This is a genomic window from Actinacidiphila epipremni, from assembly GCF_012034175.1.
GTDB classification, from domain to species: Bacteria; Actinomycetota; Actinomycetes; order Streptomycetales; family Streptomycetaceae; genus Actinacidiphila; species Actinacidiphila epipremni.
In genome coordinates, this window is the sequence record NZ_JAATEJ010000001.1 from 484,828 (window position 1) to 500,124 (window position 15,297).

14 protein-coding genes are annotated in these 15,297 nt (G+C 74.2%); 11 read left to right on the forward strand and 3 right to left on the reverse strand.

The annotated features are described in order from the left end of the window. The first annotated feature begins 9 nt into the window (after positions 1-9). From HCN08_RS01960 to HCN08_RS01970, 3 genes are all read left to right on the forward strand, one after another. Positions 10-624, forward strand: coding sequence for a cysteine hydrolase family protein (locus tag HCN08_RS01960; protein ID WP_167981030.1), 615 nt, complete (start codon positions 10-12; stop codon positions 622-624). Then, positions 621-1,589 carry a GlxA family transcriptional regulator gene (locus HCN08_RS01965; protein WP_167981031.1) on the forward strand — a complete coding sequence of 323 codons (969 nt, stop codon included), beginning with the start codon at positions 621-623 and terminating at the stop codon, positions 1,587-1,589. The genes HCN08_RS01960 and HCN08_RS01965 overlap by 4 nt, the downstream gene beginning before the upstream one ends. Before the next feature lie 85 nt (positions 1,590-1,674). Then, a complete protein-coding gene (locus HCN08_RS01970; protein ID WP_167981032.1) occupies positions 1,675-2,157 on the forward strand; it encodes an OsmC family protein in 483 nt (160 codons plus the stop codon). Between the two features lie 60 nt (positions 2,158-2,217). Here HCN08_RS01970 and HCN08_RS01975 read toward each other — a convergent pair whose 3' ends face one another. Then, positions 2,218-3,069: a GH25 family lysozyme gene (locus HCN08_RS01975; protein ID WP_167981033.1), complete on the reverse strand. Its 852-nt coding sequence runs from the start codon at positions 3,067-3,069 to the stop codon at positions 2,218-2,220. A gap of 289 nt (positions 3,070-3,358) precedes the next feature. Continuing rightward, positions 3,359-4,075, reverse strand: coding sequence for a SanA/YdcF family protein (locus tag HCN08_RS01980; protein WP_167981034.1), 717 nt, complete (start codon positions 4,073-4,075; stop codon positions 3,359-3,361). Between the two features lie 252 nt (positions 4,076-4,327). On the opposite strand from HCN08_RS01980, the gene HCN08_RS01985 reads away from it, so the two are divergent. The 8 genes from HCN08_RS01985 (at position 4,328) to HCN08_RS02020 (ending at position 13,851) form a co-directional block, all read left to right on the forward strand. Next, positions 4,328-5,101 (forward strand): sirohydrochlorin chelatase, encoded by a 774-nt coding sequence (locus tag HCN08_RS01985; protein ID WP_167981035.1) that lies wholly within the window; start codon positions 4,328-4,330, stop codon positions 5,099-5,101. 206 nt (positions 5,102-5,307) lie between these two features. Continuing rightward, positions 5,308-6,609, forward strand: a complete 1,302-nt coding sequence (locus HCN08_RS01990; protein ID WP_167981036.1) for a deoxyguanosinetriphosphate triphosphohydrolase — start codon at positions 5,308-5,310, stop codon at positions 6,607-6,609. Between the two features lie 171 nt (positions 6,610-6,780). Further along, positions 6,781-8,043 carry an NAD(P)/FAD-dependent oxidoreductase gene (locus tag HCN08_RS01995; protein WP_167981037.1) on the forward strand — a complete coding sequence of 421 codons (1,263 nt, stop codon included), beginning with the start codon at positions 6,781-6,783 and terminating at the stop codon, positions 8,041-8,043. A 42-nt stretch (positions 8,044-8,085) separates the two neighbouring features. Beyond that, entirely contained in the window at positions 8,086-8,568 is a 483-nt protein-coding gene (locus HCN08_RS02000) for a GNAT family N-acetyltransferase (RefSeq protein WP_167981038.1), read from the forward strand. Between the two features lie 59 nt (positions 8,569-8,627). Next, the gene (gene dnaG, locus HCN08_RS02005; RefSeq protein WP_167981039.1) at positions 8,628-10,571 is read left to right on the forward strand and encodes a DNA primase; all 1,944 of its coding nucleotides are present in this window, start codon (positions 8,628-8,630) and stop codon (positions 10,569-10,571) included. A gap of 296 nt (positions 10,572-10,867) precedes the next feature. Further along, positions 10,868-12,028: an RNA polymerase sigma factor gene (locus tag HCN08_RS02010; protein WP_322974177.1), complete on the forward strand. Its 1,161-nt coding sequence runs from the start codon at positions 10,868-10,870 to the stop codon at positions 12,026-12,028. A gap of 121 nt (positions 12,029-12,149) precedes the next feature. Beyond that, positions 12,150-12,665: a GNAT family N-acetyltransferase gene (locus tag HCN08_RS02015; RefSeq protein WP_167981040.1), complete on the forward strand. Its 516-nt coding sequence runs from the start codon at positions 12,150-12,152 to the stop codon at positions 12,663-12,665. A 247-nt stretch (positions 12,666-12,912) separates the two neighbouring features. Then, the gene (locus tag HCN08_RS02020) at positions 12,913-13,851 is read left to right on the forward strand and encodes a Rossmann-fold NAD(P)-binding domain-containing protein (protein WP_167981041.1); all 939 of its coding nucleotides are present in this window, start codon (positions 12,913-12,915) and stop codon (positions 13,849-13,851) included. Here the strand turns inward: HCN08_RS02020 and HCN08_RS02025 are convergent. Next, positions 13,805-15,211, reverse strand: coding sequence for an MFS transporter (locus tag HCN08_RS02025; protein ID WP_206318189.1), 1,407 nt, complete (start codon positions 15,209-15,211; stop codon positions 13,805-13,807). The genes HCN08_RS02020 and HCN08_RS02025 overlap by 47 nt on opposite strands. Positions 15,212-15,297 lie beyond the last annotated feature (86 nt).

Genomic DNA, 15,297 nt, shown 5'->3' on the forward strand with positions numbered 1-15,297 from the left:
GATCGAGCCATGACCCACACGAGCACCCCCGCCGAGCCCCTTCCCACCGCCCTGGTCGTCATCGACGTCCAGGAGTCCTTCCGGCAGCGCGAGAGCTGGCAGGCCGCCTCCGACCCCGATGTCGCCGACAAGGTCGCGCACCTCGTCGACCACGCGCGGCGGGAGGGCCACCTGGTGGTGTGGGTGCTGCACGCCGAGCCCGGCTCCGGCACCGTCTTCGACCCCGCCCGCGGCCACGTCCGGCTCATCGAGGGCCTTGCGCCGCAGGCCGGCGAGCCGGTGCTGCACAAGACCGCGCACAACGCCTTCACCACCACCAACCTCGGGCAGATCCTCACCGAGCGCGGCATCCGGCACGTGGTCACCTGCGGCATCCGCACCGAGCAGTGCGTCGAGACCACCGCGCGGTTCGCCTCCGACCTCGGCTACGCCGTCACGTTCGTCGTCGACGCCACCGCGACCGAGCCGATCGCGCACCGCGACGCGCCCGCGGACCGGCCGCTCGCCGAGGTGCTGGCCGATCCGCGTACGCTGCTTCCCGCCGAGATCATCGCCCGAACCGAATACGCGCTGGCGGGTCGCTTCGCCACCGTGACGACCGTCAAGGAGCTGACCGGATCGTGACCCGGGTGGTCTTCCTGCTCGTCCCGCACCTGCATCTGCTCGACCTCGCGGGCCCGGCCCAGGTGTTCTCCACCGCGGCCGACCACGGCCTCGGCCACACCCTGCACTACGCGGCCGAGCAGGAAGACGTCCCCACCGCACAGGGCATCGCGCTGCGCGCCGACCCCGACCTGCCCGCGCTCGCCGCCGACGACCTGATCATCGTCCCCGGCTGGCGCTCGTACACCCTGCGCGAGCACGGCGCCCTCGGCGGCGCGACGCTGGACTGGCTGCGCGCCCACCACGCGGCGGGCGGCACGGTGGCCAGCGTCTGCGCCGGCGCCGACGCGCTCGGCCGCGCCGGGCTGCTCGACGGCCGGCGCTGCACCACCCACCACGACCTCCAGGACGAACTCGCCCGCCGCTACCCGCGGGCCGCCGTCGTCCGCGACGTGCTGTACGTGATGGACGGCCGGGTCGTCACCTCCGCCGGCATCGCCAGCGGCATCGACCTCGCGCTGCAACTGGTCGCCGTACGCCACGGGCCGGCCGCCGCGGCGCGGGTCGCCCGCCAGATGGTCGTCTACGCCCGCCGCAACGGCGACGAGCAGCAGGCCAGCGCGATGCTGCGGCACCGCTCCCACGTCAGCGACGCCGTCCACCGCGCCCAGGACCTCATCGACACCCGCTTCTGCGCCCGCCTCGCCCTGACGGACCTGGCCGCGGCCACCGGCCTGAGCGAGCGCACCCTCACCCGCCGCTTCACCGCCGCGACCGGCCTCACACCGCTGCGCTACCAGCAGGAGCTGCGCATCGAGCGCGCCGAGCACCTGATCGGGCAGGGCGCGACGGTGGAGTCGGCCGCGCGCTCGGTGGGCTTCCAGGACGCGCGCATGCTGCGCCGGCTGCGGGCGCGCGCGTCGGCGGACGCCGCGGCCGTCGCGCGGCGGCACGTACGCGACACCGCCGGCGACACCGGCCCGTAAGATCCCCGCTGCCCCCCGCTGCCCCCCGCTGCCCCCCGCTGCCCCCCGCTGCCCCCGCTGCCCCTCCGCTGAAAGGACGCCCACGATGGCCTCGGCCCATGTGCACACCTACCGCACCGACCTGGTGTGGACCGGCAACCTCGGCTCCGGTACGAGCGGTTACCGCGCCTACGAGCGGGCCCACGAGGTCTCCGCGGCCGGCGTGCCGCTGCTGCTCGGGTCCGCCGATCCGGCCTTCCGCAGGGACGCCTCGCGCTGGAACCCCGAACTGCTGCTGCTCGCCTCGCTGTCGCAGTGCCACATGCTGTCGTATCTGCATGTGTGCGTCATGAACGGCGTGACGGTGACCGGCTACACGGACCAGGCGACCGCCGCGATGACGCAGACCCCGGACGGCGGCGGCCACTTCACCGAGGCGGTGCTGCACCCGGCGGTGCGGGTCGCGGAGGCGGCGACGGCGGACAAGGCGCTGGAGCTGCACGAGCAGGCGAACCGGCTGTGCTTCATCGCCAACTCCGTCAACTTCCCCGTCCGGCATGAGCCGTTGGCGGTCACGGTCGGGTCGTGACGGCCACGTGCGGTGCCCCGGGCGCGGGATGGGTCCGCGCCCGGGGCAAGTCGCCTGCGCTCAGGGGGTGTTGTTGGCGAGCGCCAGCAGGCGGTCGGTGCCGGCGCTGAACCGGTCGCGGTCGACCGCGCCGGAGATGCCGGAGACCGAGCCGGAGTCGCTGTACTGCCAGAACGTCCAGAACGGGAAGCCGCTCGGGATGGTCGGGCTCGCCGCGGAGGTCCAGTGCGCGACGTTCAGCGGGCTGCGCGAGTACATCCCGCTCCACCCGCCGGTGCAGCTGTTCCACCAGCTCGCGCTGGTGTAGATCACGACATCGCGGCCGGTGCGCGACTTGTAGGTGTTGTAGAAGTCCAGGATCCACGACTGCATCGACGCGGCGGACTTGCCGTAGCAGCCGCCCTCCAGGTCCAGCATGCCCGGCAGGGTGAGGTTGTCCGCGGACCAGGCACCGCCGTTGCTGGCGAAGTAGTTGGCCTGCGCCGCGCCCGAGGAGAGGTCGGGCCGCGCGAAGTGGTAGGCGCCGCGGATGACCCTCGCGTTGTACGCGTTGAGGTAGTTCGCGTTGAAGGTCGGGTCCTTGTACGTCGTGCTCTCGGTGGCCTTGATGTAGGCGAACTGGATGCCGGCGGACTTCACCGAGGACCAGTTGATCGAGCCCTGGTAGTGCGAGACGTCGATGCCGGCCGGGTAGCTGGCGTTCGGCGTGACCTGGCCGGGCGCGGGCTGGGCGAGCTGGCCCTTGGTGTCCTGGGCGTATCCGGCGCCCATGTAGCCCTGGCCGACCGGGATGTTGTTGCCCTTCGAGACCGGCTGGGCGGCGCTCGCGGCGCCTGCCGACAGGGTCGTGGCGAGCGCCAGGCTCGCCCCTACGAGTGCGACCGCCATCAGATTCCGTGTGCGGGAGAGCATGGCTTTCCTCCTGAGCGCGTCAGTGTGGCAAGGGGACACGGGCGTGCAGGGTGGTTCGCTCTGTGGACCTTGGACTGCGGACGTGACTTTGTTGTGAACGCGTCATGAGTGACGCATGAAGTGACCTGTGACGTAAAGGGGTTACGCGCATAGATTGCGGTCTAGACCACGTGGCAGGGCGTGGACCTGCGGCGACGGGAGCACGTCGGCGGAACTTTCAGCTGGCCGAAAACCGCCTGCGCGGCGGATGGTTGCGGTCCGTGAGCGCGCAACTTCCCTCCGTAGAGGATCAGTTGCCGGAGGGCGTGGTGGGGGAGGGCGGGGACTTGAGGGCCCGGGCCACGCCCGGCTCGGTGGGGCCGAGGAAGCGCGGGGCGGGGTGGAAGGCGGCGTCCACCGCGGCCTTGCCGGCCGCGAGCAGTTCGCGGGCGCCGCCGGCGTACCACGTCGCGTCGTGCGGCTCGTCGACGCCCACGCCGTAGACGTCCAGCCCGGCGGACTCGCACAGCGCGACCGCCCGCCGGATGTGGAAGCCCTGGCTCACCAGGACCGCCCGGTGCACACCGAAAATGCGCCGGGCCCGGCTGCACGAGTCCCAGGTGTCGAACCCCGCGTCGTCCACGACGACGTGGGCCGCGGGCACGCCGTGCGCGACCAGGTACGTCCGCATCGCGCCCGGCTCGTCGTACGACGTACGGCTGTTGTCGCCGGTGACCAGCAACACCCGTACCTTGCCCGCCCGGTAGAGCTGCACGGCGGCGTCGAGGCGGTGGGCGAGATACGGGGAGGGCCGGCCGCCCGGTTCGAGCCCCGCGCCGAAGACGACGCCGACCGGCGCGGCGGGCACGTCCGCGAGGTCGCGCACCCGGGCGCTCCCGGTGAGCTGCACCCACACCGCGGGCAGCAGCGCCAGCGTGCACAGCGCCGCCGCGAGCTGCACGGCCCGCCGCCGTCCGGTACGGGTCCGGGGGAGGTGGAATCGCCGCAGCGAGGGCCGCCACCGCATGCGCGAGGGCCGCGGGAACCTCGGGAGCCCGAACCTGCCCATGCCGTGCCGCCCCTGCCCTCGCCGGCCCCACCTGTCACGGTGTCCGACGCGCGAATCGCTCCGCCGGTTGCGCGGCGGCCGGCCGGCCGGGGGAGCAAGGGCCGGCCCGGGCGCCCTCACCCCCGGCCCCGGCCCGCTGTGATGCGCGGGAAAAGGTCCCGTGACCTCCGGCGCAACCGCCCCGCAATCCCGTGGCGGCACCATGGACGTATGAGCCCTTCGACCGCGTACGGCCCCGCGCCGCACCCCGGCAGCCGCCCCGTCCTGGTCGCCGTCGCGCACGGCAGCCGGGACCCGCGGGCGCTGCCCGTGGTGCGGGCGCTGGTGGCGCGGGTCCGGGCGGCCCGCCCCGGGCTCGATGTACGGCTCGGGCACGTCGAGCTGGACGAGCCGCTGCTCGCGGACACCCTCGCCGGGCTGCGCGGGCGCACCGCCGTGCTCGTACCGCTGCTGCTCACCCGCGGCCACCACGTCAAGCACGACCTGCCCGCCGCGCTCGCCGCCACCCCCGGCGTACGGGGCACGGTCGCCGCGCCGCTCGGGCCGCACCCGCTGCTCGCGTGGGTCCTGCACGACCGGCTGCGGGCGGCCGGCTGGGCGGCCGGGCGCAGCGACGGCGTCATCCTCGCCGCCGCCGGGTCCCGCGACCCGGACTCCGCCGCCGACACCGCCCGTACCGCCGCGCTGCTCGCCGCCCGGCTCGGCGTGCCCGTCACGCCCGCGTACGCCTCCGCCGCGACGCCCACCGTCCCCGAAGCCCTCGCCGCCCTCACCGCGCGCGGTGCCGACCCGGCCCGTATCGCCGTGGCCTCCTGCTTCACCGCCCCCGGCCGCTTCGCCACCCAGACCGCCGCGGCGGCCCCCGACCTCGCCGCCGCCCCGCTCGGCGCCCACCCGGCGATGGCCGCGCTCGTCCTCCACCGCTACGACCAGGCACTCCGCTCCACGACGGCGAGCGGCACCGCCCTGGCCCGGGCGAGCTGAGGCCGACACCGGAGGCCACCGGCGCCTGCGCGGCCGGCGCCCGTACGCCGGGGGCCCTGACCCGTACACCCCGGGCTGTACGCCCCGGGCCGTACACCCGGGAGCCAGGCCCGTACGCCCTGAGCCAGGACCCGTACGCCCCCAGCCGTACGCCCCCGGAGGGCTCCGCGCGCCGGGCGTCGGCCTCGCGCGTTACCGTCGCCCGTATGGAGAGCGAGAGCGGCTACCGGGCCCAGGACATCGAGCGGTACGTCGACGAGCCCGACAAGCGGCCCGGGCGGACCGCGTTCCAGCGGGACCGGGCGCGGGTGCTGCACTCCGCGGCGTTGCGTCGGCTCGCCGGGAAGACGCAGGTCGTCGACCCCGGGGTCAGCGACGCCGCCGTGCCCGACACGAGCCCGCGCACCCGGCTCACCCACTCGCTGGAATGCGCGCAGGTCGGCCGGGAGCTCGGCGCGGCGCTCGGCTGCGACCCCGACCTCGTCGAGACCGCCTGCCTCGCGCACGACCTCGGCCACCCGCCCTTCGGCCACAACGGCGAACTCGTCCTCGCCGAGTTCGCCGCCGACTGCGGCGGCTTCGAGGGCAACGCCCAGAGCCTGCGCCTGCTCACCCGTATCGAGCCCAAGCGCTTCGCCTCGCCCGACGTCAGCGTGGGCCTCAACCTCACCCGGGCGGCGCTGGACGCCGCGACCAAATACCCCTGGCCGCGCGGCGGCAACCCCGCCGCCCCCGGCAGCCCCAAGTTCGGCGTCTACGAGGACGACCTGCCCGTCTTCCGCTGGGCCCGGCAGGGAGTCCCCGAAGCCCCCCACGCCCCCGAAACGCCCGGCGCCCCCGCCCCCCGGGTGTGCTTCGAGGCCCAGGTCATGGACTGGTCCGACGACGTCGCCTACTCCGTCCACGACGTCGAGGACGGCCTCCAGGCCGGCCACATCGACCCCCGCGCCCTGCGCTCCACCCCCGAGCGCGCCGACGTCTTCGCGTGCGCCGCCGGCCGCTACGCACCCGCCGGCACCTCCCCCGACGAGCTCGCCGAGGCCCTGGACCGGCTGCTGGCCCAGCCCTGGTGGCCCGCGCACTACGACGGCACCGCCCTCGACCAGGCCCGCCTGAAGGACGCCGCCTCCCAGCTCATCGGCCGCTTCTGCCTCGCCGCCGAGGGCGCCACCCGGGCCCGCTACGGCACCGCCCGCCTCACCCGTTACGCCGCCGAGCTCGTCGTACCGCGCGAGCAGCGCCTGGAGTGCGCCGTACTCAAGGCCGTCGCCGACCGCTACGTCATGCAGCGCGCCGCCCAGGCCCGCCGCCGCGCCGAGCAGCGCGTCGTCATCGCCGAGCTCGCCGCCGCCCTGCTCGCCCGCGCCCCGATCGGCCTGGACCCCCAGTTCGCCGCGATCTTCACCGCCGCCCCCGACGACCGCGCCCGCCGCCGCGCCGTCGTCGACCAGATCGCCTCCCTCACCGACGCCGCCGCGACCGCCCTGCACGCCCGCCTCACCCGGTAGCGCTACCGCCGCCGCGGGGCCCAACAGCCGCGAAACGCCCACCCGGGGGGTGCACCGGTACGGCCGCGGCAGCGGGTGATCACAATGATCATTCGGCGCGGCGCCCTTCCCGCGGGCCCCCGCCGTAAGGGACGCTCGCTCATAAGGAACGACCGGCAGGGGAGGCGCACAGTGGTGGACGCACACCAGACCTTCGTGATCGTCGGGGCGGGGCTCGCCGGGGCGAAGGCCGCGGAGACGCTACGCGCCGAGGGTTTCACCGGCCGGGTGATACTGATCGGCGACGAACGCGACCACCCCTACGAACGCCCGCCCCTGTCGAAGGGGTATCTGACCGGCAGCGCCGAGCGCGACTCCGTCTTCGTCCAGCAGCCCGGCTGGTACGCCGAGCACGACGTGGAGCTGCACCTGGGCGAGCCCGTCGTCCACCTCGACAAGGACGCCGGCACCATCAGCCTCGGCGACGGCACCACCCTCGCCTACGACAAGCTGCTGCTGGCCACCGGCTCCGAGCCGCGCCGCCTCGACATCCCCGGCACCGACCTCGCCGGCGTCCACCACCTGCGCCGGCTCGCCCACGCCGACCGGCTCAAGCACGTCCTGACCAGCCTCGGCCGGGAGAACGGCCACCTCGTCATCGCCGGCGCCGGCTGGATCGGCCTGGAAGTCGCCGCCGCGGCCCGCGGCTACGGCGCCGAGGTCACCGTCGTCGAGCCGCACCCCACCCCGCTGCACACCGTCCTCGGACCCGAACTCGGCTCCGTCTTCGCCGACCTGCACGCCGAGCACGGCGTCCGCTTCGCCTTCGGCACCCAGCTCACCGGCATCACCGGCCAGGACGGCATGGTGCTGGCCGCCCTCACCGACGACGGCGAGGAGCACCCCGCGCACGACGTGCTTGCCGCGATCGGCGCCGCCCCGCGCACCGCGCTCGCCGAAGCCGCCGGGCTCGCCCTCGCCCCGCGCGAGGAGGGCGGCGGCGTCGCCGTCGACGCGAGCCTGCGCACCTCCGACCCGCACATCTTCGCCGCCGGCGACATCGCGGGCGCCGAGCACCCGCTGCTCGGCCACCGGGTCCGCGTCGAGCACTGGGCCAACGCCCTCAACGGCGGCCCCGCCGCCGCCCGCGCCATGCTCGGCCGCGAGGTCTGCTACGACCGCATCCCGTACTTCTTCACCGACCAGTACGACCTCGGCATGGAGTTCTCCGGCCACGCCGCCCCCGGCACGTACGACCAGGTCGTCTGCCGCGGCGACGTCGGGAAGCGGCAGTTCATCGCGTTCTGGCTGCGCGAGGGCCGGGTGCTGGCCGGCATGAACGTCAACGTCTGGGACGTCACCGAGCAGATCCAGCACCTCATCCGCTCCCGCCGCGAGGTCGACCCCGAGGCGCTGTCCGACCCGTCCGTGCCGCTAACCTCGTTCCTGGACTGACCGGGCTCCCCTTCCCGGCCTGACCAGGAAGGACGAGCCCCGATGCCCGTTTCGCGCACCGCCGTCGTACCGGTCGACGAGATCTTCGCCCTGCGCTGGGCCGTCCTGCGCACCGGCCTGCCCCGCGAGACGGCCGTCTACCCCGAGGACGCCCGCCCCGACACCTTCCACATAGCCGCCTACGACGAGACCGGCGCCGTCCTCGGCTGCGCCACCTTCTTCCCCGACCCTCCCCCTGACCACGTCGGGTGGTACCCCCGTCCCGGCGAGGCGGCGACGGCGTACCGCTTCCGCGGCATGGGCAGCGCCCCCGAGGTCCGCGGCCAGGGCTTCGGCGGCGCCGCCCTCACCGCCGGCCTGCGCGAGTGCGCGGCCCGCGGCGCCACCCTCGTGTGGTGCCACGGCCGCACCTCCGCGACCGACTTCTACCGCCACATGGGCTTCGAGCGCGTCGGCGAGGAGTTCGAGATCCAGCCCAGCGGCCCGCACTACGACTTCACGACCAAGCACCTGCTGCGCGACTGACCCGCCCCCTCCCGCGGCACCGTCCGCGACCTGTCCCACCCGGGCCGTAGACTTCACGCGTGGCGGGCAGGATCAGGGACGAAGACGTGAAGGCGGTACGGGACGCCGTCCCGATCGACGCCGTGGTCTCCGAATACCTCCACCTGAAGAACGCCGGCGGCGGCAACCTGAAGGGCCTGTGCCCCTTCCACGACGAGAAGTCCCCGTCCTTCCAGGTCAGCCCCTCCAAGGGCCTCTTCCACTGCTTCGGCTGCGGGGAGGGCGGCGACACGCTGGCGTTCGTCATGAAGGTGGACCACCTGTCGTTCACCGAGGCCGTGGAGCGGCTCGCGGGGCAGGCCGGCATCACGCTGCGGTACGAGGAGGGCGGGTACGTCCCCGGGCGGCAGCAGGGGGAGCGGATCCGGCTGGTCGAGGCGCACAAGGCCGCCGCGGCCTTCTACGTCGAGCAACTGGGCAGCGCCGAGGGGGAGATCGGGCGGCGGTTCCTGACCGCGCGGGGGTTCGACCAGGCGGCGGCGGGGCATTTCGGGGTCGGGTACGCGCCGGCCGGCTGGGACCACCTGGTGCGGTTCCTGCGCGGCAAGGGCTTCTCCGACCGGGAGCTGATCACCGCGGGGCTGGCGTCGGAGAGCCGGCGCGGCGGCGCGATCGACCGGTTCCGGGGGCGGCTGATCTGGCCGATCCGCGACATCACCGGCGAGGTCATCGGCTTCGGCGCACGCAAGCTGCGCGAGGACGACCAGGGCCCGAAGTACCTCAACACCTCCGAGACGCCGCTCTACCGCAAGTCCCAGGTGCTGTACGGGATCGACCTGGCGAAGAAGGAGATCGCCCGCACCGGCCGGGCGGTCGTCGTCGAGGGCTACACCGACGTCATGGCCTGCCACCTGGCCGGCGTCACCAACGCGATCGCGACGTGCGGCACGTCCTTCGGCGGCGAGCACATCAAGATCCTGCGCCGGCTGCTGATGGACAACGCGACCTCGGAGGTCGTCTTCACCTTCGACGGTGACGAGGCCGGCCAGAAGGCGGCGCTGCGGGCCTTCGAGGACGACCAGAAGTTCGCCGCCGAGACGTCGATCGCGGTGACGCCGGGCGGCATGGACCCGTGCGAGCTGCGGCTCGCGGAGGGCGACGCGGCGGTGCAGCGGCTCATCGAGGGGCGCACCCCGCTGTTCGCGTTCGCGCTGCGCTCGATCGTGTCGCGCTACAACCTGGACACCGACGAGGGCCGGGTCGCGGCGGTGGACGCGGCGGTGCCGGTGGTCGCCGCGATCAAGAACCAGGCCCTGCGGGACCGTTACGCGATCCGGCTGGTCGGCATGGCGGGCATGGCCACGCAGGCCGAGGAGCAGTCGATGATCCGCCGGGTACGGGCGCTGGCGCGGGCCAGGGCCGCGGGCGGCGGCGGGCCCGCCGTACGGCCGCAGGACGCGCTGCGGCAGCCCGCGGCGGCCGGCGGGCCGGGGCCCGAGCGGCGCCCCGCGGGACCGCCGCAGAACGTGCCGCGCGGGCCGCGGCTGGACCTGCGCAGCCCGGCGCACCGGCTGGAGCGCGAACTGCTCAAGCTGGCCCTGCAGTTCCCGCAGCTGGTCGCGCCGGCCTTCGACGCGTACGGCGAGGACGAGTTCACCGGGCCGCCGTACGCGCAGGTGCGCCGGGTGATCGCCGAGGTCGGCGGGGTGGAGTTCGCGGACACGGACTTCCTGACCCGGGTGCGGGAGGCCGCGCCGGACGACTCGGTGCGGATGATGGTGACGGAGCTGGCCGTCGAGCCGGTGATGCACAAGGCCCCGGAGTTCTACGCGGGGGAGGTGCTGGTGGGCGTGCGGATGAACGCGGTGCGACGCCGCATCACCGAGGTGCACGCGACGCAGGCACGGCTCATCGCGCAGGGCGTACGCCACGACGCCCCGGAACTGGCGGCGGTGGGGAACGAGCGGTGGGCGCTGGAGCAGTACGCCCAGCGTCTGACCCAGCACGGGGCTGCGGCGCTCTGACCCTCGCCGGTGGGGCCGCGGGCGTACGGAGTGGGCGGAGGCGTACGACGCCGGGTGTACGGGCGGGCGTACGACGCCGGGCGTAGGGGGGCGGGCCCGCGGGCGTACGGGATGAGCGTGTCGGGGCGTGCGCGAAGCGTGACGGAAAACCGAAAAACCGGGCGCACGACCCTCGTGGCGGGCGCACTGTGTGGGCCACACTGAAGGACGGCCCAGAGCCCGCCTCGGCTCTCCTTCCGAGCCTTCTCCGAGCCCTCTCAGAGCCCAATGTCGCGCTCACCGCGGAGGTCGCTTCCGTGCAGACGCAGTCGCATTCGCATTCGCCCGCTCCGGCGCAGATACCGGTCCCGGCCGCCCGCCCCCTGCTCACCCCCGTGCCGGACCCGCCGCCCGATCCCGTGAGCCCGGCGGGCCCGGTGGGCCCGGACCCGCTGGGTCCCGCGGACCCGGTGGGCGCGGTGGACGGTGCGGACTCCCCGGACCCGGCCGACGTCCTGGACCCCGCCGCCCTGCCCGCCCTCGTCCGCCCGCGCGCCGACCCGACCGGCCCGTCCGCCGACCTCTTCCGCCAGTACCTGCGGGAGATCGGCCGCATCCCGCTGCTGACCGCCGAGCAGGAGGTGGAGCTCGCCCGGGCGGTCGAGGCCGGCCTGTTCGCCGAGGAGAAGCTGGCCGCGTTCCCGGCCCTGGACTCCCAGCTCGCGGTGGACCTCGACCGCCTCGTCGTGCAGGGCCGGGTCGCCAAGCGCAAGCTCATCGAGGCGAACCTGCGCCTGGTCGTCTCCGTGGCGAAACGTTACATCGGGCGCGGCCTGACGATGCTGGACCTCGTCCAGGAGGGCAACCTCGGCCTCATCCGCGCGGTGGAGAAGTTCGACTACGCCCGCGGCTACAAGTTCTCCACGTACGCCACCTGGTGGATCCGCCAGGCCATGTCCCGTGCGCTCGCCGACCAGGCCCGTACGATCCGGGTCCCGGTCCATGTCGTGGAACTCATCAACCGGGTCATCCGCGTCCAGCGCCGCCTGCTCCAGGAACGCGGCTACGAGCCCACCACCGAGGAGGTCGCCGCCCAGCTCGACCTCACCCCCGAGCGGGTCGGCGAGGTGCTGCGGCTGGCCCAGGAACCGGTGTCGCTGCACGCGCCGGTCGGCGAGGAGGACGATGTCGCCCTCGGTGACCTCATCGAGGACGGCGACGCCGCCTCGCCCGTCGAGACCGCCGCCTTCATGCTGCTGCGCGAGCACCTCGAAGCGGTCCTGTCCACCCTCGGCGAGCGCGAACGCAAGGTCGTCCAGCTCCGCTACGGCCTCGCCGACGGCCGCCCCCGCACCCTGGAGGAGATCGGCGGCCTGTTCGGCGTGACCCGCGAGCGCATCCGGCAGATCGAGTCCAAGACGCTCAACAAACTCCGCGACCACACCTTCGCCGACCAGCTCCGCGGATACCTGGACTGAGCCGCCCCGGCGTCCCCCCGCGCGCAGGCCCGCCCGCAGCCAGGCCCGTACGCAGGCGCATCCGCAGCCCGGCGCGTACGTACGCGCGTGCGCCGCAAGACCGTGCGGTACGTTGCCTGCCATGTCAGAACCGAGCTCCCCCGCCTGGCCGCCCGCCCCGATACGCACCGAGCGGCTCGTCCTGCGCGAGTCCGAGGCCCGCGACCGGCCGGCGTGCGTCGAGCTGTTCAGCTCGCCGGAGGTGAACACCTACCTCGGCGGCCCGCGCCCGCGTGACGAGTGCGAGCGCACACTGCCGCCGACACCCGAGCGCCGCCCCGGCCTCTTCGTGGTCGAGTGCGACGGGACGATGATCGGCACCGTCGAACTGCGCCGGCGCGAGATCCGCGCGGGCGAGTCCGCGATCGGCTACCTGTTCCTGCCGGCGGCCTGGGGCCGCGGTTACGCCGCCGAGGCGTGCACGGCGGCGCTCGGCTGGTACGCCGCCGCGCTTCCGGCCGAGCCGGTCGCGCTCTACACGCAGTCCGCCAACACCCGCTCGATGCGCCTCGCGGCCAAGCTCGGCTTCACCGAGGCCGAGCGGTTCCACAAGTGGGGCGCGGAGCAGTGGAAGGGCGTCAGGACCCCGCCGGCCTGAGCCGGCCCGAGCCGGCCCGAGCCCCTGCCGGGATCTTCGTACGGGCGACGTCACCGGATGCCGCCGGAGCGCCCCCGCCCGGGTCGGATTCTCCCGCTCGCAGCGCCCTGACCTGTGCGCTTACCGCGGTGTGCGCGGCTGACGCGAAAGTGCCTCCTTCCGCCGGGCCGGCCCCGGACGGATGCTCGGTGGCGGCTTCACGCACGCGACGGCGTACGAACGACGATGGACGAACAGGGAGTTCCCGATGATTCTCGTGACCGGTGTCTCCGGCGGCCTCGGCGGCCTGATCCTCGACGGGCTGGCCCGCCGGGACGGCCTCACGGTGGTGGGCGGCACCCGCGCCGGAAGCGGGTCCGGGGCCGGCGACCGGCGGCGTATCGACTTCGACGACCCGGCGTCGCTGCACGCGGGGTTCGCCGGCGTGGACGTGCTCGTCGTGATCTCCGCGGGGTACGCCGAGGACGATGTGGTGTACGCCCGGCACGGCGCGGTCGCCGACGCGGCTACGACCGCGGGCGTACGCCACGTCATCTACACCAGCCTCGCGTCCTCCGGGGAGTCGATGACGATCGCCCTGCCGCACCGCTGGACCGAGGACCGGCTGGCCGCCGGGCCGTTCACCACCACGATCCTCCGCAACGGCCTCTACGCCGAGGTCCCGGTCGGCCTCGCGACCGCCGGCGCCGCGCAGGCCGCCGCCACCGGGGAGTTCGCCGCGCCCTTCGGCGAGGGCAAGGTATCGGTGGTGGCCAAGGAGGATTTGGCCGACGCGGCCGTACGGGTCGCCGCCGAGTCGCAGCAGGACCTGGCGGCCGGCCGGCCGAGCCGGCACGCGGGCCGCGTCTACGAGCTGGAGGGCGACCTCGCCCTCGGCGGCGCGGACATCGCGCAGGCCCTGACCACGGCGCTCGGCCGGCCGGTCGGCTACCGCCCGGCGTCCCTGGCCGAGACCCGCGCGGGCCTGGCCGGCAGCGGCCTGGAGCCGTACCAGATCACCCACGCGCTCTCCCTCTTCTCCAACGTGATCGCCGGCCGCGCCCAGGCCCGCTCCCGCGACCTCCCCGCACTCCTCGACACCCCGCCCCGCCCCGTCCTCCCGGCGATCACCGCGGCGGTCACGCTGTCCATGGCGGGGCTCAGCGGTCCGCGCGGGGCGGGATCGCGCGGTCCAGCAGGCTCATGAGGAGCACCAGGACGCCGATCGCGGCGATCACGTACGAGACGCCGTGCAGCCCGGGGTCGGTGGCCTTGTCGCCGAAGGCGATGGCGATCAGGCTCGACGAGAAGATCGCGCCGATGTACGCGAAGGTGCGGTAGAGGCCGGAGGCGACGGCGATCTCGTCCGCGGGGGACTGGACGTAGAGGGCGGCCTGGTTGGCGAAGCCGCTGAAGCCGTTCGCGAGGCCGAAGAGGGCGGACATGCCGAGCAGCACGAGCACCGACGAGGTGTGCGTGATGAGCAGCATCACCGCGCCGGTCGCCACCAGCGAGACCCCGGTCAGGACGAGCGGCCACCGCACCCAGCCGCGCTCCGACACCAGCCGGGCCACCACGATGCTGATGCCCGACAGCGGCAGCAGGATCAGTCCCACCTGCGAGGCGCTGTAGCCGGCGCTCTCCTCCATCCACTGGCTGAGCCCGTAGAGCGCGGTGTACGTCCCGAGGGCGACGAGCGCCTGCCGGATGTACGTCCGCAGCAGGCGGCGGTTGCGGCCCAGCATCCGCACGTCGATCAGCGGGCGGGCGGTCCGCCGCTCCCACACCACCATCGCCGCGCCGAGCGCCAGGGTCAGCGGCAGCAGCCACCAGGTGGGGGAGGTGAGGTCGGACAGGAAGAGCAGCAGGCTCACGATCGTGCCGGCGAACAGCGCGATGCCGGCGACGTCGACCGTCGAGAAGAGCGAACCGCGGTCGTCCCGGCTCACCGGCCGGTCCGGCGCGACGCCGACCAGCGTCGAGACCAGGGTGACGAGCGCGAGCGGCACGTTCACCAGGAACAGCGCGCGCCAGCCCCACACGCCGGCGAGCAGCCCGCCGAGCGGCAGCCCGACGACGATCGTCACCTGCGAGGCGATCGAGAAGTTGCCCAGCACCCGGCTGGGCACCCCCGTGCCGAGTTCGTCCGCCCGCTTCCTGACCAGCGCCATCGCCGTCGGGTAGGCGGCCGACGTGCCGATGCCGATCAGCGCCCGGGAGACCAGGAGGAAGCCGAAGGCGGGCGCCGCGGCGCCGATGACGCCGGCGAGCAGCAGGATCACCACGCCGGAGACGAAGACCCGCCGGGCGCCGAAGATCGTCGCGAGCTTGCCCATCGTGGGCTGGGCGACGGCGCTGCACAGGTAGAGCACGGAGATGAGGGAGGCGGTGGTGCCCGCGCCCTTGTGGAAGTCCAGCCCGATGCCGACCAGGCCGGTCGCGATCATCGAGCTGTTGATCGGGTTGAGGGTGGAGCCGAGCAGGAGCGGGCTGACGAAGCGCGGCCCGAACCCCTTGCCGCCGCCGGTCGCCTCCGGCGCGGTCGTCGTGTGCGTCGCGGCGGTCACGACGGGTCGGTGCGGGCGTCGGCCGTGACGTCCTCGGTCGTGGGCTCCATACGGTGTCCCTCCGGGTGGTTGTAAAGTGCACTTAT